The sequence below is a fragment of the Jeotgalibacillus sp. JSM ZJ347 genome (genome assembly GCF_044383825.1).
Lineage (GTDB): Bacteria > Bacillota > Bacilli > Bacillales > Jeotgalibacillaceae > Jeotgalibacillus.
This window is the reverse complement of record NZ_JBISEN010000001.1, coordinates 662742-681005: the sequence shown is the minus strand read 5'-3', so window position 1 is coordinate 681005 and position 18264 is coordinate 662742. Positions and strand designations below refer to the sequence as shown.

Genomic DNA, 18264 nt, shown 5'->3' with positions numbered 1-18264 from the left:
TAAGGAGGGGTCTTGATGGGTAACATTCAGCAGCTTGATGAATTTCTAGCGAATAAAATTGCTGCAGGTGAAGTGGTAGAGCGCCCTGCATCCGTCGTAAAAGAGCTAATGGAAAATGCCATTGATGCCCATTCTACGATTATAGAAATTGATATTGCTGAAGCAGGTCTTACCAGTATAAGAATAAAAGATAATGGTGACGGGATATTGGAAGGAGACTTGCTGACCGCTTTTTCGAGACACGCAACAAGCAAAATAAAAAATGAGCATGATCTTTTCAGGATCAAGACATTAGGGTTCAGGGGAGAAGCACTGCCTAGCATTGCTTCGGTGTCAAAGGTTGAAATTACATCTTCAACAGGAGATCAGGGGACTAAGGCTGTCATTCACGGTGGCAAGCTGATAGACCGGGGTGCAGCTTCAGCGAGAAAAGGTACTGATATCCGGGTTGAGGAGCTGTTTTATAATACGCCTGCAAGGTTAAAGTATATGAAAACAATCAATACTGAGCTTGGTAATATAACAGATATTGTGAACCGTCTCGCGCTATCTCACCCTGAAATTTCAATCAGGCTGGTTCACAATGGAAGAACACTCCTCCATACAAATGGGCAGGGAGATATTAGACAGGTTTTATCTGCTATATACGGTATTCAGACTGTGAAAAAGATGCTTCCATTTCAAGGGGAATCACTGGATTTTAAAATCTCAGGCTGGGCAGCGCTGCCTGAAGTGACAAGAGCTTCAAAAAGCTATATTTCTATACTGGTCAATGGCCGTTATATCAAAAATTATGGAATCACCCAGGCGGTCCTTGAAGGATATCGCACACTGCTTCCGATCGGCAGGTTTCCGGTCATTCTTTTATCCATTGAAATGGACCCGATTCTTGTAGATGTCAACGTACATCCGTCTAAGCAGGAAGTCCGCTTCAGTAAGGAGAAAGAACTTCAGCACGTAATCTCAGAGACGATCAGACAGACTTTTAGAAAAGAAACGCTGATTCCAAGCGGAGTACCTGAGAAAAAAGAACCGAAGAAATACAGTGAACAAACGTCTTTTCAATGGGGAACTGCAAATGAGAAACCATTACCGGATATTGCTCATTCTGATGAGGAAATGATTTCTCCTCAAAAAGAGGAAGAGAGTCCACCGGTTGATTATGAGGCTCCTCCAGAAGATTTCACGCCTGAGTTGAAGAATCAGGGAGTAAGAAAAGAAGAGCCTGACGCTGAACCGGAGAAGCCTGAAAAGAGAATGCCTGAGCTTTCAGTGATTGGACAGGCACATGGTACTTATATTATCTGTCAGAGTGAAGACGGGTTATATATGATTGATCAGCACGCTGCTCAGGAAAGAATCAAATATGAATATTTCCGGGAAAAGCTTGCGCACAATACAGGGGATGTACAGGATCTCCTCGTACCTCTAACTTTTGATTTTTCAGGCGATCAGTTCCTGAAAATAAAAGAAAACCTTCATCTCCTTGAAAAATACGGTGTGAAAGCTGAGGAATTCGGGTCAAACAGCCTGATTGTCAGATCTCATCCTGTCTGGTTTCCAAAGGGTGAAGAAAGTGAACTGATTGATGAAATGATTGAACAGCTGCTGAGAGACAAGCAGATTGACCGCTATAAGCTGAGGGAAGAAATGGCGATTCTCATGAGCTGTAAGCGGTCAATAAAAGCAAATCATTATTTAACAAAAGAAGATATGAAGCACTTACTTGATGAACTGTCTGGATGCGCAGACCCGTTTACATGTCCGCATGGGAGACCGGTCATCATTCATTTTTCTTCTTATGAAATGGAAAAGATGTTTAAAAGAGTAATGTGATTATAAAGAGAAGGTGACTTATGGAATTCGGTGATCAAAAAATTCTGCCTGCGGTTCATTCTATGAAAGATTTTGATAAAATGCTGAAGTATTCTTTTGAATATGGCGTTTTTCTTGATCTTCATGTTGGTATGGTGAAAAGTGTATTTGATTATGCCAACAGCAAAAATAAAAAAATGTTTCTGCACATGGATTTAATCCAGGGGTTAGCCAACGATGAATTTGCTGCTGAGTATATTTGTCAGACTGTTAAGCCGTATGGGATTATTTCCACTAGAAAAAATGTTGTAAAAAGAGCGCGCGAACTAAACGTGAAAGCCATTCAGCGCACATTCGTCATTGATTCAAATGCCTACAGAAGAAGCGTTGAGCTGATTAAACAATCAGACCCGGATTATATTGAGCTGCTACCGGGTGTTGTGCCGAAAATGATCGAAAGAATAAGAAAAGAAACGGGTAAGCCGATCATTGCAGGAGGCCTGATTGATCACCCTGAAGAGGTAGATGCTGCACTTAAAGCCGGTGCGAGTGCCATTACCACATCTTCCAAAGAACTTTGGACATATTTCGGGAAATAGTTTGACAGCGTTTTCAGAAGTTGATATTATATTCATCAAGTTAATAATACGTGAAGAGACCAAGAGACTCACAGATCCTGAAGCTTATATGCTTATATAAGAGGGGGGAATCTGTGGGTTTTTTGCTTTTTACAAACACAGGAGGATTAGAGATGAATGAATATATCGCAGAATTGATCGGGACAGCAATTCTAATCTTATTTGGAGGTGGCGTTGTTGCAAATGTCAGTTTGAAGAAATCTCTTGCTGAAGGAGCAGGTTGGGTTGCAATCGCGTTCGGCTGGGGACTTGGTGTTGCTATGGCTGTATATGCTGTAGGAGAGTTCAGTGGCGCACATATCAATCCGGCTGTTACACTCGGTCTGGCATTTAATGGTGATTTTGAATGGGTAAAGGTACCGGGATATATTGCGGCACAAATTGCAGGCGCTTTCATAGGTGCGGTTCTGGTCTGGCTGCATTTTCTGCCTCACTGGAAAGTGACAGAAGACGAAGGAGCAAAGCTTGGCGTTTTTTCAACAGGTCCTGCGATTCCTCATAACTTTTCAAATTTGCTGAGTGAGATTATTGGTACATTCATACTTGTTTTGGCTATTCTTTTTATTGGAGCAAATGATTTTACTGAAGGCTTGAATCCTTTCATTGTGGGAATGCTGATTGTTGCAATTGGTTTATCGTTAGGCGGAACTACAGGTTATGCAATTAACCCGGCACGTGATCTCGGGCCGAGAATTGCCCATTTTGTTTTACCGATCAGCGGTAAGGGTAATTCAAACTGGGGGTACAGCTGGATTCCGATCCTTGGGCCCGCACTTGGCGGTTCATTTGGCGGCTTATTTTACCGCTATATATTTTCCGGAGATTTCCACGTGATGTTCTGGATCATGGCAGCGGTTACAGTGTTATGTTTACTGGCTGCGTACTTAGTTGACAAAAAACAAACTTCATACATTCAATAAGGAGGAGTTAATAATGGAAAAATTCATTTTATCACTGGATCAGGGGACAACAAGTTCAAGAGCTATTCTGTTTAATAAAAAAGGAGAAATTGTTAAAGTTGCTCAAAAGGAATTTGAACAGATTTTTCCTAAGCCGGGCTGGGTTGAACACAATGCAAACGAAATCTGGGGTTCAATTCTTTCAGTCATCGCTTCAGTACTTTCTGAAGCAGAGGTAAAACCTGACCAGATTGAAGGAATCGGGATTACAAATCAGCGTGAAACAGCAGTTGTTTGGGATAAAAACACAGGAATGCCGGTTTATAACGCGATTGTCTGGCAGTCGAGACAAACAGCTGACATTTGTAACGAATTGAAGGATCAGGGATTAAATGATACATTCCGTGACAAAACCGGTCTATTAATTGACGCTTACTTTTCAGGAACAAAAGTGAAGTGGATTTTAGACAATGTGAATGGGGCAAGAGAGAAAGCTGAAAACGGTGATCTGCTATTCGGTACAATTGATACGTGGTTAATCTGGAAATTATCAGGTGGAGAAGCGCATGTAACGGATTATTCGAACGCTTCAAGAACGCTGATGTATAACATATATGACCTGAAGTGGGATCCTGAGCTGTTAAAACACTTAACAGTACCTGAGTCTATGCTTCCTGAAGTAAAAGCTTCTTCAGAAATCTATGCAAAAACAGCACCTCATCATTTCTTCGGTAAGCAGATACCGATTGCAGGAGCTGCAGGTGATCAACAGGCGGCTTTATTCGGTCAGGCATGCTACAAAACCGGGATGGCAAAAAACACGTATGGTACAGGCTGCTTTATGTTAATGAATACCGGTGAAAAATCTGTCAAGTCTGACAGCGGTCTTTTAACAACTCTTGCATGGGGAATCGATGGTAAAGTTGAATACGCATTAGAAGGAAGTATATTTGTGGCAGGAAGTGCAATTCAATGGCTGCGTGATGGACTCCGGATGCTGAAAACAGCGTCAGCAAGTGAAGATTATGCAAAGAGAGTGGACTCAACTGAGGGTGTATATGTTGTACCGGCATTTGTCGGACTTGGAACACCGTATTGGGATAGTGATGTAAGAGGAGCGGTATTTGGCTTAACACGCGGCTCTTCAAAAGAGCATTTTGTCCGTGCTGTACTTGAAAGCCTTGCTTATCAGACAAAGGATGTCCTTGATGCGATGGAAAAGGATTCAGGGATTGAGCTGAAAAAGCTTCGTGTCGACGGAGGCGCAGTAGAGAATGATTTTTTAATGCAGTTCCAGAGTGATTTATTAAACGTTCCGGTTGAGCGTCCTGTGATCAGTGAAACAACAGCTCTCGGGGCAGCTTATCTCGCAGGATTAGCGGTCGGTTTCTGGCAAAGTAAAGATGAGATTGCTGAAATGTGGAAGACGGATAAAGAGTTTGACCCTGTAATGGATACTGAAGAAAGTGACCAGTTATACAGCGGCTGGCAAAAAGCAGTAAAAGCAGCTCAGGCTTTTAAGTAATCGCCGTTTATGTTATGATAATCTCAAGTTAATAAACGGGGTAGAGAACAGAGAGGCCTGGATTCATTATGAGTTTTTTCATATATGGATTCGGTCTCTCTTTTTTCTTCTTTTACAAATTTCACCAAATTTATCAAGGGAATAGACTGAAGGAGGATTTTCAATGAATTTTTCAAGTGTAACCAGAGCTGAAAAGCTGAAGAAAATGTCAGAAGAGGTATATGATTTAGTGATTATTGGTGGTGGGATTACAGGTGCAGGGATTGCACTAGATGCAGTTACACGCGGTATGAAAGTAGCTGTTATTGAAATGCAGGATTTCGCAGGTGGAACGTCCAGCCGTTCAACGAAGCTTGTGCACGGCGGACTTCGTTATCTAAAGCAGTTCGAAGTGAAATTGGTTGCGGAAGTTGGTAAGGAAAGAGCAATTGTATTTGAAAATGCTCCCCATGTGACTTCTCCTGAGTGGATGATGCTACCGATTCATAAAGGTGGCACTTTCGGTAAGTTTTCAACATCAGTCGGGCTCCGTGTATATGATTATTTAGCGGGCGTCAAAAAGCAGGAGCGCAGAAAAATGCTCAGTGCATCAGAAGCGACTGAAAAAGAGCCATTAGTGAAGCAGGATGGTCTCAAAGGTGCAGGTTATTATGTTGAATATAGAACAGATGATGCAAGACTGACATTAGAAATTATCAAAAAAGCCGTTGAAAACGGTGCTGATTTTATCAATTATGTAAAAGCTGAGAGATTTACGTATGATAAAAAGAAAGTATCCGGGATAGAAGTAAAAGATCAGCTGTCAGGAAATACTCAAACAATTTTAGGCAGAAAAGTGATTAATGCTGCAGGTCCATGGGTGGATAAGGTGCGTAATAAAGATTATTCAACCAATGACAAAGAGCTTCAGCTGACAAAAGGTGTTCACCTGGTAATTGACCAGTCTGTATTTCCGTTAAACCAGGCGCTTTACTTTGATACGCCGGATGGCAGAATGATGTTTGCGATTCCGCGCGATGGAAAAGCATATATCGGGACAACTGATACATTCTATGGCACTGATAAAGATACAGCCAACCCTAAAATGACAGCAGAAGACCAGCGCTATATACTGGATGCAATTAATTATATGTTTCCTGGTGTGGATGTGACTGAAGATCAGGTAGAATCAAGCTGGGCAGGCGTCAGACCACTGATTTTTGAAAAGGGTAAAGATCCTTCAGAAATTTCACGAAAAGATGAAGTGTGGGAACATGACAGCGGGCTGATCACAATTGCTGGCGGAAAACTAACAGGTTACCGTAAAATGGCTGAACACGTTGTGGACCTAGCTGCGGAGCGCTTAAAAAAAGAAGCTAAAAAATCATTTAGTAAATGCAAAACGGTAAAAATGCCGCTTTCTGGTGCAGAATTTGGAGGCTCATCAAATTATCAGCAATTTGTTGATGCAAAAGCAAAAGAAGCGCTTCAATATGGACTGACTGAACGGGAAGGAGAGCGAATTGCGGCGTTCTACGGTTCGAATGCGGACAAGTTATTTGCACTTGCACATGCAGCTAAAGGCATGCAGCTTCAGTCGCCTATGACACCTGCTCTTTATGCAGAAGTTGTGTATGCTGTCCAGGAGGAAATGACAGTGAAACCTGTTGACTTCTTTATCAGAAGAACCGGCCGTTTATTCTTCGACATTAAAGCCGTACACGAACAGAAAGAAGTTGTGTTAAAATTAATGCAAAACCTGTTAGGCTGGGATGAAGCAACATACCAGACTTATCAGGCAGAACTTGAAAAAGAACTTCACGATGCTGTTGAACCGGTAAAATAAAAGTCAGAGGTGGTTAAATGAAAGAGTCATTTTACACCAGAACATCAGATGGTCACGACCTTTATACAGTTGTATGGAGGTCTGATCAGTCTCAGATAAAAGGATCAATACAGCTCTGCCATGGGATGGCAGAGCATATTGGTCGTTATGATGAATTTGCACTCCGGTGCAATCAGGAAGGCTTTCATGTGTTTGGGCATGACTGTAGAGGGCACGGGAATACCGCTGAGCACAGCGGCAGGTTCGGTGATTTTGGTCCAAATGTGAACTTTACCCGGCTTGCCTATGATGTAATGGAAATCAGAGACCGCTGCCTCGGCACTACGCCTGTCTATCTTGTGGGTCACAGTATGGGGTCATTTATTGTTCGGAGAGTTATTCAATTGTATTCAACTTTTTATGATGGGGTCGTTTTGTCAGGAACAAATGGACCGATGGGTATAATTAGTCTTCCAGCAAATTTAATTGCTTCAATCATGAGCTTTTACAAGCCGACTGAAAAAGCCAAATTATTGAATAAGTTATCATTCGGAAGCTATAACCAATCATTTCCAGATTCTAAAACACCATTTGACTGGCTTTCATCAGATGAAAAAGCAGTGCAGCAATATATTGATGATCCACTGTGCGGATTCATCACAACGAACAGATTTTATAAAAAGCTATTTAATGGAATTAGCATGATTTATAATAAAAAGGCAATATCTGATATACGAAAAAATCTTCCAATATTATTCGTCAGCGGGGAAGATGATCCTGTTGGAGATTTTGGAAAAGGTATTTTAAAGTCAGCTAATATTTATCAAAATGCAGGGATTCAATCGGTTGAAGTTCACCTTTACGAAAATGGTCGTCATGAAATGCTTAATGAACTAAATTCAGATCAGGTCATTGAAGGCGTTTTTAAGTGGATTAAAAAGATAGAGGGATAAAATGAATAAAAAAGTAATTGTGATTGCAGGTCCTACCGCTGTAGGAAAAACAGAACTTAGTATCAGATTATCTAAAGCCATGAATGGTGAGGTAATCAATGGTGATGCCATGCAGGTGTATAGAAGGCTTAATATAGGAACGGCTAAAATCAAACCTGAAGAAATGCAGGGAGTGCCTCATCATTTATTTGATATATTGGATCCTGACCAGGTTTTTTCAGCTGCTGATTATCAACGTGCTGTCCGGAAAAAAATTAGTGAAATACATGACCGGGGAGCAATCCCGGTGCTGACGGGAGGAACAGGTCTATATATTCAATCAGTCCTGTATGATTATAACTTCTCTGATAAAGGCAAAGACCCTGATATTCGGACTAGACTTGAAGAAGCACATCAGCAGGGGATTGATTTACATAAAAAACTGTCAGTAGTTGATCAGGATTCAGCTGCTGATATTCACCCGAATAATGTGCGGCGGGTGATTAGGGCGCTTGAAATCATCGAGTCAACAGGTATGACCCCGGCTGAATTAAAGTCACTCCAAAAACCTGAAGCAATCTACGATCATGAACTGATCGGGCTCGATATGGACAGGGATCATTTATATCAGAGGATCAATAAAAGAGTGGATCTGATGATTGATGAAGGTCTTGTTCAGGAGGTGAAAAGTCTCTATGAGGACGGTATCCGGAACGTGACATCTGTTCAGGCGATTGGCTATAAGGAACTATACGATTATTTTGATGGGAAAACGACTTATAATGAGGCGATTGAAAGCATCAAACAGAATTCCAGGCGCTACGCTAAAAGGCAATTAACATGGTTTCGTAATAAAATGGACTTCAAGTGGTTTAACATGACAGAAAACAGAGAAAAAAAGATTAAGGAAATAATCAATTATTTTGCAGGATTTTAGTCATAAGAGGCGAACATATAGAGACAGTCAATTTTAGGAGGCGCTCAGATGAAACAAGCTGTTAATATTCAGGATCAGGTATTAAACCAATTAAGAAAGGAAAGTACGTTTGTAACAGTGTTCCTGTTAAACGGGTTTCAAATCCGTGGACAAATTAAAGCATTCGATAGTTTTACAGTGATGCTTGAATCCGAAGGGAAGCAGCAATTGGTATATAAACACGCGATCTCAACGTTTGTTCCTTCGAAAAATGTTGTCATTCAAACTGAAGCAGAATAAAAAAGTGCGCCCTGGTGGCGTGCTTTTTCATTTATCATGTAGTTTCTGTTCTTTCATATAATGAATTATGAATTATTTTAAGGGGTGAATTATGAACGGGCAGGTTAAATTTATCATCAGCCAGAAACATTCATCCGAACAGATTGAAAGTCAGGAATGGAAAAAAATCGACCGTGCTTTTAAACAGTTTGTCGGTTTAGATCATATAAAAGACGCATTAAAATCTTTAGCTGCGTGGGCTGTTGTGAATCAGAAGCGTAAAGAATTCGGATTAAAGACTGAAAAACAGTCTCATCATATGCTTTTTTATGGCAACCCCGGTACTGGAAAAACGACTGCTGCAAGGATTATGGCGGATCTGCTGAAAGAATTAAACATACTTGAAAAGGGTCATCTCGTAGAAGCGGAGCGTGCCGATCTTGTCGGAGAGTATATTGGGCATACTGCAGTTAAAACACGAGAACTGATCAAACGAGCGGAGGGCGGAATTCTTTTTATCGATGAAGCATATTCGTTATCCCGAGGGGGAGAGAAAGACTTTGGCAGAGAAGCAATTGATACGCTCGTGAAGCACATGGAAGACAGGAGCGGGCATTTTATTTGTATTCTTGCAGGATACAAAAGGGAAATGCATGGTTTTTTACGGATGAATACAGGTTTAAAAAGCCGTTTTGCCCACATTCTATATTTTCCTGATTACTCTTTGCAGGATTTAAATACGATTGCTGTAAATATGTTTTACAGCAAAGACTATCAGTTATCCAGACACGCGAGTGAACGATTGTTACGCAGTATGAGAGAAATGGATGATGTATCAGGGAATGGGCGTTTTGTCAGAAATCTGACTGAATTTATTATCAGGTCTCAGGCAGTGAGGTTATTAAAGTGTGAAGAGCTGACAAAAAAAGACTGCATGATGATATCAGAGGATGATGTTGTAAAAGGAATTGAAAAATATAAAAAAGAAAAGCAGGATCAATAGACTGATCCTGCTTAAGAGTGCGCGGTATGAATCGATTTAAAAGGTAATCTCCATTTGTAAATATATGATAATATGCGAAGTGCAGTGGTTATGACAAATAAAGTATATAGTTGCCACGGTTCTGATGCAATGCCCAGACCCACAGCCGCTCCGGCGAGAATTGCCCATGCCGCATATATTTCTGCTCTAAGCACAAGAGGCTTCCTTCCTGCAAGTAAATCACGGATTATGCCGCCGCCACTCCCGGTCAGGACTGCAGCTACAATCACTGCGCTTAAAGGATGATTCATTTCAACTGCGTAAATTGCACCTTGTATGGCAAAGGCTGCAAGCCCCATCGCGTCAAATATGTTTCCCCAGCGTTTCCAGTGTTTAAGTAAATTATGTGGAAAGAGAAAGACTGCTGTGATAGACAGGAGTGCAATCTGAAAAAACATGCCCTGTTCCCACAGTGCTGATACAGGAACACCTATAAGTAAGTTTCTGATTGCACCGCCACCAAAGGCAGTCACAATCCCAAGTATATATACGCCTAAAATATCGTATTCTTCTTCCATTGCGATAATCGCGCCGGATATTGCAAAAGCAATTGTGCCAATCATACTTAATACTTCCCAGGTCAACGATTATCCTCCTGCCTTCCGCTTGAATTGAACCAAAGTTGATTGTATCATGAATCGAATGCATTTCAATCTCAGAAATTGATATTCTTTAACATAATGACAACTAATAAAGGGGTGTGGTGATGAATGGGAATTGAAAAAGCGATTTTAGTTGGCGTGAATACTGATAGAACAGATCAAGATTTTAATGAATCAATGAATGAGCTGTATGCTTTAGCTGAAACTGCAGGTGCTGAGCCGGTGTTGAATCTGGTCCAGAATATGGAGAAAGTTCATCCGGCAACTTACATTGGAAAAGGTAAGCTTCAGGAACTTACTGCTGCATCAGAAGAATTTGAACCGGAACTGATTATTTTCAATAGTGAATTATCGCCCAGTCAAAATAGAAACTTATCTGAAGAGCTGAATGCGAGAGTGATTGACAGAACGCAATTAATTCTTGATATCTTTGCGCAGCGGGCCCGGTCGAAAGAAGGAAAGTTGCAGGTTCAGCTTGCTCAGCTTGAATACATGCTGCCAAGACTTGGTGGACAGGGGGTTGAACTGTCACGTCTTGGAGGTGGAATTGGTACAAGGGGACCAGGGGAAACCAAGCTTGAAACAGACCGCAGACATATTCGCAGAGAGATCAGGGAAATTAAAAAGAAGCTTGATCAGGTCGTAAGGCACCGTTCGATTTACAGAGAGCGGAGAAAGCAGAATCAGGCATTCCAAATTGCTTTAATCGGATATACAAATGCAGGAAAATCCACGCTGTTCAATTTACTTACACATGCAGATTCATTTGAAGAAAATCAATTATTTGCGACACTTGATCCATTATCAAGAAAATGTATTCTGCCAAGTGGATTTGAAACGATTATGACAGACACTGTAGGATTCATTAAAGATTTGCCGACATCTCTTATTGCTTCTTTCAGGTCTACACTTGAAGAAGTAAAGGAAGCTGACTTTCTTATGCATATCGTTGATGCATCTCATCCCAACCATGCTGAACATGAAAAAACTGTTAGGAAGCTGCTAAATGAACTTGAAATGGATCAGATTCCGAGAATGACTGTATATAATAAAGAAGATCTGCTCTCGAGTGAGTTTGTAGCTGATCGCAGTGACCCATTTGTACTGATGAGTGCTGCAAAGAAAGAAAGTAAAAAAGTTCTGAGTGAGCTTGAAAAAGAAGTGAAGCAGATTTTGAAGCCTTATTCGATGACGGTTTCATCTGATGACGGCAAAGTATTAGCTCAGCTGAAAAAAGAGAGTATGCTGTTAAATTTATCTTTTATTGAAGAAAAAGAACATTATCTTGCTGAAGGATATATCAGTACAGACCATCCACTCGCAAGCAAAATATAACACAGGAGCGTTTAAATGAGTTTTTATACAGAGGAAGCTTTTAGATTAAGTAATAAAATTGAAGAGAAAATCGCCTGGCGGCACAGGGAAATTGAGAAGGTTGCTGAATTGAACCAGTTAAAGGTGCTTCAGGCTTTTAAAAATAATAAGATCAGTGACAGTCACTTCAACCCAACTACCGGGTATGGATATGACGATCAGGGAAGGGATGCACTTGAAGCTGTATATGCTGATACGTTCAAAGCGGATGCAGCGTTAGTCCGGCCTCAGATTATTTCAGGTACACATGCCATTAATATTGCGCTTTTCGGCATTTTAAGGCCAGGAGACGAGCTGCATTACATTACAGGGAAGCCTTATGATACGCTTGAAGAAATTATTGGTCTAAGAGGGACAGCTAATGGTTCGTTAAAAGATTTTGGAATTCATTATCAGCAGACTGATCTCAAAGATGGCCGTATTGATATTGATGCTGTTCTCGCAAATATGAATAAAAACACAAAAGTGATCGGAATTCAGCGTTCAAAAGGTTATGCGATCAGACCTTCATTTACCATTGAAGATATCAGACAAGCGGTTGCTCATATCAAAAAACATTATCCGGATGTCATTGTCTTTGTGGATAATTGTTACGGGGAGTTTGTTGAGGAGGCAGAACCAATTGAAGCCGGGGCTGATCTCATTGCAGGTTCGTTAATTAAAAATCCTGGAGGCGGTCTTGCAAAAACGGGAGGCTACCTTGCTGGGAAACAGAAGCTGATTGACTTATGTGCTTACCGCATGACTTCTCCAGGAATTGGTGCCGAAGCTGGTGCGAGTCTGGGTGCTCTGCAGGAAATGTATCAGGGATTCTTTTTAGCGCCTCATGTAGTCAGCCAGGCTTTAAAAGGAGCTGTTTATACCTCAGCTCTGTTAGAGGAAGAAGGAATGACAACAACACCTGCCTGGGATGATTACAGAACTGATCTGATACAGGCTGTGGAGTTTCATGACCGGTATAAAATGATTGCATTTTGTCAGGGTGTTCAGGAGTTTTCCCCGATAAATGCTCATTTTATGCCATATCCGGATTATATGCCCGGCTATGAAGATGACGTCATTATGGCAGCAGGTACATTTGTTCAGGGTTCAAGTATAGAATTATCAGCAGATGGCCCGCTAAGACCTCCGTATGCTGCGTATATACAGGGAGGACTTACCTATGAACATATTAAAATTGCCATTACTGCAGCGCTTCAAAAAATGAAAACTATATAAGGTTAACTACTGATTGAAAAGTATTCAAAACTGAATAACAGGATCATTTTAAGCTGAGGTATTTATTGCCTCAGCTTTTTTTACATAGCTAAATGTATAAAAATTATTTATTTTTAAATTATATGCATAAAACGTGTGAAATGAGGGAACAAAAAAATAGTCAGGTAAATATCATGTAATAAAACCTAACATGTAGTTGACAGAAAATTTAACATGTTATATAGTTAAGTGGTCGACAGGCAAGAAAGGGGTTATATGATGGGCAGTGATATTAGACGCAGCATGCCACTCTTTCCAATTGGAACAGTCATGCAGCTGGCCGATTTAACCGCCCGTCAGATTCGCTACTATGAAGAGCATGGATTAATCGCTCCGGCTAGAACGGAAGGTAATCGCCGTCTCTTTTCATTAAACGATATTGATAAACTGCTTGAGATCAAAGATCTTCTTGAGCAAGGTGTCAATATGGCTGGAATCAAGCGGATCCTGGGGGATGGCACAGAAGCCGAATCAGATCGACCTGCTAAAAAGCCGGACTTATCAGAGAGTGATTTAAGAAAGCTGTTAAAACAGGAAATGATGGGTAATGGCAAGTACAGCAAAAACAGTTTAAGAGCGGGAGACCTTTCGAGGTTCTTTCGTTAAAAAAATTACATAAAAAACAGGAGGAATCACAAATGAGCACGTATTCAAGAGAAGACATTATGAAAATGGCAAAGGAACAAAATGTAAACTTTATCAGACTTCAATTCACTGATATCCTTGGTACAATCAAAAACGTTGAAATTCCTGTAAGCCAGTTAGAAAAAGCACTTGATAATAAAATGATGTTTGACGGATCTTCAATCGAAGGGTTTGTTCGTATTGAAGAATCTGATATGTATCTGTTCCCGGATCTTGATTCATGGGTTGTATTCCCTTGGACTGCTGGTGATGGAAAAGTTGCACGACTGATCTGTGATATTTACAACCCGGATGGTACACCTTTTTCAGGAGATCCGCGTAATAACCTGAAGCGTGTGCTTGAAGAAATGGAAGAGTTAGGATTTACTGATTTTAACCTAGGACCTGAGCCTGAATTTTTCCTTTTCAAGCTGGATGTTAACGGTGAGCCAACGCTTGAATTAAATGATAAAGGTGGATACTTTGACTTAGCGCCGACGGATCTTGGTGAAAACTGCCGTCGTGATATCGTAATTGAACTTGAAAAAATGGGCTTTGAAATCGAAGCTTCTCACCATGAAGTAGCACCAGGTCAGCACGAGATCGATTTCAAATATGCTGATGCAATTTCAGCTTGTGATGATATCCAGACGTTTAAGCTTGTAGTTAAAACAATTGCAAGAAAGCACGGATTACACGCTACATTTATGCCTAAGCCATTATTTGGTGTGAATGGTTCTGGAATGCACTTTAACATGTCATTATTTAAGGATGGCAAGAACTCATTCTTTGATGAAAATGCTGATCAGCAGCTAAGTGAAACAATGAAGCAATTCATGGCTGGTGTGCTTAAGCACGCATCAGGGTTTACAGCTGTGACAAACCCTACTGTAAACTCTTACAAGCGTCTTGTACCGGGTTATGAAGCACCTTGCTACATTGCATGGTCTGCAAGAAACCGTAGCCCGCTAGTCAGAATCCCGGCTTCACGTGGAATGAGTACACGTGTGGAAGTGCGTTCAGTAGATCCATCTGCAAACCCATATCTTGCAATGGCCGTTATGCTTAAAGCGGGTCTTGATGGAATTAAAAATGGTCTGACACCACCAGAATCAATTGATAGAAATATCTATGTAATGGATAAAGCTGAGCGTGAAGCAGCAGGTATCAAAGATCTTCCAGGTACTCTTTTTGCAGCGCTTGAAGAACTTAAGAACGATCAGGTTATCATCGACGGACTTGGAGAACATATCTTTGAGCATTTCGTTGAAGCTAAAGAAATCGAATGGGATATGTTCCGTACGCAGGTTCACCCATGGGAGAGAGAACAGTATTTAGAAATGTATTAATCAATCAAACCTCTGAAGCAACTTTGCTTCAGAGGTTTTTTCTATTTAGCAGTACAATAATGAAAAAGCTGGGTATATAAACGGTAAGGGGGGATGATAATGGCTGAATCATATAAAGGATTTAAATCAATAGAGGGATATAATCAGTATCAATCCGCATATAAAGAGGTCATGAAGTTATGGAAGATACCATATAAAGATAATAAGATTACAACTAAGTTTGGAGACGTTTCAGTTCTGGAATGCGGAAATCGGCAAAAAGAACCGCTCATCTTTTTTCATGCGTTTGGTTTCAGTTCTGCAGAATGGTATGGATGTGCTGAAAACTTAGCGGAAGACTATCTGCTTTACTTTGTCGATGTATTAGGAGAGTTTAATAACAGCAACACAAAGGAACATTTAAATGAACGGGAAGATTATGTTGATTGGATAACAGAGCTAATAGATGCTCTAAACATAGCGAATGTAACGATGATCGGCCATTCCAATGGTGGATGGCACGCACTTAATTACGCCATTTTAAAGCCGGATAGAGTGAAATCTCTAATTATATTATCTCCTGCTGCTTCAATAAAAAGAATGAATGTCTCTTTCTATTCCAGATTGTTATTAACGAACATGATTCCAAATGAGACCGTCATTAAAAATCATTTCTGCAGCTGGCTGACCAGGGAGAAAACGGAAGAGCATAAGCGGCTGTTTAACCTTTATTACCTTGGACAGAAGCATGTCAGCTGGGAGTATGTAATGACACCACCGAAACTGTTTAAAGCAGCTGAACTGGATACGTTAATGATGCCTGTCTACGTTGCAGTTGGAAGAGATGAAGTTATTTATGATCCGTATAAGCTGCTTGAAAAGGCAGGTGATAAAATACGAACATGTAATACGCATATGTTCGATTCCGGGGGACATATGCTACCAATAGAGATCTCGGGGGAAGTTTCCTCTTATATTAAAAAAGTGCTTGATGAATAGATTAAGATGTTTAGATCAGGCATCATTAAAAAAGCAGAACGCATTGACAAATTTGTCAATGCGTTCTGCTTTTTTAATGAACCTGTCTGTAAACGCCTACTACTTTTCCAAGTATTGAAACGTTACTTAAAATAATAGGTGCCATAGAAGAATTCTCAGGCTGTAGTCTTACATAATCTTTCTCTTTAAAGAAACGTTTTACCGTTGCTTCATCTTCATCTGTCATTGCTACAACAATGTCTCCGTTATTCGCAGTATTTTGTTGTTTTACGATGACGAGATCTCCGTCTAAAATTCCGGCTTCTATCATAGAATCTCCCATGATCTCTAACATGAACACGGCATCATCCGATGAGGCAAGTCTCTCGGGAAGAGGGAAGTATTCCTCTACATTTTCAATAGCAGTAATAGGTGATCCGGCAGTAACTTTACCAACAAGCGGAACGTTTATTACACGCTGAGTAGGGATTTTTTCTTCTTCAAGAGAGATCACTTCAATCGCTCTTGGCTTTGTTGGATCCCTTCTGATTAACCCTTTGCTTTCCAGTCTCGCAAGATGACCATGTACTGTAGAACTTGATGCCAGCCCAACAGCAAGACCTATTTCACGAACAGATGGTGGATAACCTTTATCCTGAACTTCGCGTTTAATGAAGTTTAATATATCAAGCTGTCGTTTTGATAATTTCTTCACACTGCAGCACCTCTTTTCAGTTTGAAACTTTTCTAAATTATAGCATAGCGATTTTAAAAATACAAACATAAGTTCGAGTTTTTGTGTTGACCAAAACAAATGTTCGTATTATACTCAAGTTAACAAAAGCGAACACATATTCGATGGAGGCGGTTAATTATGACAGGATTGTGGAGGAAATATTCATTTGTTATTCTATTCGTGGTGACTGCACTTTTTTTCAGCTTATTTCTTGTCTTTACGAACACAGCGAACAGTGATGCAACCTATGCAGAAATAACTGTTCAAAAAGGAGATACTCTCTGGGCGTATGCTGAAGAATACTCAAGTCATACTTCGATGTCCCCGGAAGGGTTTATTGAATGGGTAACTGAATATAATGGGCTATCTTCCCATAAAATTGTCACAGGGGAACAGCTGAAGCTTCCGGTACCCGAGGAAGCTTTTAAATTCAGTGAAGACGCGATTCACCTGGCATCTGAACGGAATTAAGGAGTGAACGTGTTGAAAGTAATTATTTACTGCAGAGTCAGTACAGAAAAAGAAACTCAGGAAACTTCACTTACACGGCAGGAAGAGGAACTGATTGCCCTTGCCGATAAAATGAACTATCAGGTAGTTTCGATTATTAGTAAAAAGGAAAGTGGATTTGATCTGGATCGTGAAGGTGTATTTGAGCTGCTGGAGCAGGTTCGGGAGTTTAATGCTGAAGGTCTTTTAATTCAGGATGAGACGCGGATCGGAAGAGGAAACGCTAAAATTGCACTTTTACATACATTGCAAAAAGAAGGTGTGAAGATATTCACCATTGCACATGATGGGGAACTTCAGCTGTCTGAATCAGATTCAATGATTCTTCAAATTGTGAGTATGGTGGAAGAGCATCAGCGGAAACTCCATAACCTGAAAATTAAAAGAGGAATGAGGCGTGCTGTAGAGCAGGGCTTCAAACCGCATAGAAATCTGAAGAACCGTGGAAACAAAGAAGGTAGGGAAAAGATTGAAATACCAGTCGATGAGATCGTCAGGCTGAGAGGGAATGGGCTAACATTTCAGGAAATTGCATCTGTATTAAGAGGTCTTGGACACCCTGTGTCTAAAGCAACTGTTCATAGAAGGTATGTTGAGTATATGGAATCAGAGATAACGTAAACAAATTACTTGTCAAACTTAAACCTTTCTTTTAACATACATAGAAGCTTACCTGAAAGAAAGGGTGAAAGACATGTTATCTGAAGATAAAATTAAAAGAATAAATGAACTGTCAAAAAAATCAAAAGAAGATACTCTTACTAAAGCTGAAGCAGATGAACAGCAGGCTCTAAGACAGGAATATTTACAGGCGTTTAGAGGATCAATGAAACAAACGATTGAAAATGTTACTGTCATTGATCCTGAAGGCCAGGATGTCACTCCACAAAAACTTAAAGATGCAAAAAACAGGAATAAAATGAACTGAATGTTTCCGGTTTTTACCTGGAGTAAGAAGTTTTTTGTAGAAAAGAAGAGATGTTTGTACATCTCTCTTTTTTTTTT

At 40.4% G+C, this 18264-nt stretch carries 19 protein-coding genes; 17 read left to right on the top strand and 2 right to left on the bottom strand.

The window, feature by feature from the left end; translation table 11 throughout:
* Positions 1-15: 15 nt before the first annotated feature.
* The 9 genes from mutL to ACH6CZ_RS03510 all read left to right on the top strand — a co-directional run bounded on the left by mutL (position 16) and on the right by ACH6CZ_RS03510 (position 9811).
* A complete protein-coding gene (gene mutL, locus ACH6CZ_RS03550) occupies positions 16-1836 on the top strand; it encodes a DNA mismatch repair endonuclease MutL (RefSeq protein WP_374096039.1) in 1821 nt (606 codons plus the stop codon).
* Positions 1837-1856: 20 nt separating this feature from the next.
* Positions 1857-2414 (top strand): glycerol-3-phosphate responsive antiterminator, encoded by a 558-nt coding sequence (locus ACH6CZ_RS03545; protein WP_374096038.1) that lies wholly within the window; start codon positions 1857-1859, stop codon positions 2412-2414.
* A gap of 152 nt (positions 2415-2566) precedes the next feature.
* Entirely contained in the window at positions 2567-3373 is an 807-nt protein-coding gene (locus tag ACH6CZ_RS03540) for an MIP/aquaporin family protein (RefSeq protein WP_374096037.1), read from the top strand.
* Between the two features lie 13 nt (positions 3374-3386).
* Positions 3387-4877, top strand: coding sequence for a glycerol kinase GlpK (glpK, locus tag ACH6CZ_RS03535; protein WP_374096036.1), 1491 nt, complete (start codon positions 3387-3389; stop codon positions 4875-4877).
* A gap of 163 nt (positions 4878-5040) precedes the next feature.
* Positions 5041-6702: a glycerol-3-phosphate dehydrogenase/oxidase gene (locus tag ACH6CZ_RS03530; RefSeq protein WP_374096035.1), complete on the top strand. Its 1662-nt coding sequence runs from the start codon at positions 5041-5043 to the stop codon at positions 6700-6702.
* A 17-nt stretch (positions 6703-6719) separates the two neighbouring features.
* Positions 6720-7634, top strand: a complete 915-nt coding sequence (locus ACH6CZ_RS03525) for an alpha/beta fold hydrolase (RefSeq protein ID WP_374096034.1) — start codon at positions 6720-6722, stop codon at positions 7632-7634.
* A gap of 1 nt (position 7635) precedes the next feature.
* Positions 7636-8550, top strand: a complete 915-nt coding sequence (miaA, locus tag ACH6CZ_RS03520; RefSeq protein ID WP_374096033.1) for a tRNA (adenosine(37)-N6)-dimethylallyltransferase MiaA — start codon at positions 7636-7638, stop codon at positions 8548-8550.
* A 48-nt stretch (positions 8551-8598) separates the two neighbouring features.
* Entirely contained in the window at positions 8599-8829 is a 231-nt protein-coding gene (gene hfq, locus ACH6CZ_RS03515) for an RNA chaperone Hfq (RefSeq protein ID WP_322420816.1), read from the top strand.
* A gap of 91 nt (positions 8830-8920) precedes the next feature.
* A complete protein-coding gene (locus ACH6CZ_RS03510) occupies positions 8921-9811 on the top strand; it encodes an AAA family ATPase (protein WP_374096032.1) in 891 nt (296 codons plus the stop codon).
* An 11-nt stretch (positions 9812-9822) separates the two neighbouring features.
* On the opposite strand, the gene ACH6CZ_RS03505 is transcribed toward ACH6CZ_RS03510, so the two are convergent.
* Complete coding sequence (locus ACH6CZ_RS03505) at positions 9823-10434, bottom strand: trimeric intracellular cation channel family protein (RefSeq protein WP_374096031.1); 612 nt, start codon at positions 10432-10434, stop codon at positions 9823-9825.
* Between the two features lie 126 nt (positions 10435-10560).
* Between ACH6CZ_RS03505 and hflX the strand changes: the two genes are divergently transcribed.
* The 5 genes from hflX (at position 10561) to ACH6CZ_RS03480 (ending at position 16034) form a co-directional block, all read left to right on the top strand.
* Positions 10561-11787: a GTPase HflX gene (gene hflX, locus ACH6CZ_RS03500; RefSeq protein WP_374096030.1), complete on the top strand. Its 1227-nt coding sequence runs from the start codon at positions 10561-10563 to the stop codon at positions 11785-11787.
* 15 nt (positions 11788-11802) lie between these two features.
* Positions 11803-13044 (top strand): methionine gamma-lyase family protein, encoded by a 1242-nt coding sequence (locus tag ACH6CZ_RS03495; RefSeq protein WP_374096029.1) that lies wholly within the window; start codon positions 11803-11805, stop codon positions 13042-13044.
* A 258-nt stretch (positions 13045-13302) separates the two neighbouring features.
* Positions 13303-13689, top strand: coding sequence for a MerR family transcriptional regulator (locus ACH6CZ_RS03490; protein ID WP_374096028.1), 387 nt, complete (start codon positions 13303-13305; stop codon positions 13687-13689).
* A 32-nt stretch (positions 13690-13721) separates the two neighbouring features.
* Entirely contained in the window at positions 13722-15056 is a 1335-nt protein-coding gene (glnA, locus tag ACH6CZ_RS03485; protein ID WP_374096027.1) for a type I glutamate--ammonia ligase, read from the top strand.
* 99 nt (positions 15057-15155) lie between these two features.
* Entirely contained in the window at positions 15156-16034 is an 879-nt protein-coding gene (locus ACH6CZ_RS03480) for an alpha/beta fold hydrolase (RefSeq protein WP_374096026.1), read from the top strand.
* Positions 16035-16107: 73 nt separating this feature from the next.
* On the opposite strand, the gene lexA is transcribed toward ACH6CZ_RS03480, so the two are convergent.
* A complete protein-coding gene (gene lexA, locus ACH6CZ_RS03475; RefSeq protein ID WP_374096025.1) occupies positions 16108-16728 on the bottom strand; it encodes a transcriptional repressor LexA in 621 nt (206 codons plus the stop codon).
* A gap of 159 nt (positions 16729-16887) precedes the next feature.
* Here lexA and yneA point away from each other — a divergent pair, with 159 nt between their 5' ends.
* From yneA to ACH6CZ_RS03460, 3 genes are all read left to right on the top strand, one after another.
* A complete protein-coding gene (yneA, locus tag ACH6CZ_RS03470; protein WP_374096024.1) occupies positions 16888-17220 on the top strand; it encodes a cell division suppressor protein YneA in 333 nt (110 codons plus the stop codon).
* Between the two features lie 12 nt (positions 17221-17232).
* On the top strand, positions 17233-17880 hold the full coding sequence (locus ACH6CZ_RS03465; RefSeq protein ID WP_374096023.1) for a YneB family resolvase-like protein: 648 nt from the start codon (positions 17233-17235) through the stop codon (positions 17878-17880).
* Between the two features lie 73 nt (positions 17881-17953).
* Positions 17954-18187, top strand: a complete 234-nt coding sequence (locus ACH6CZ_RS03460; RefSeq protein WP_374096022.1) for a DUF896 domain-containing protein — start codon at positions 17954-17956, stop codon at positions 18185-18187.
* Positions 18188-18264 lie beyond the last annotated feature (77 nt).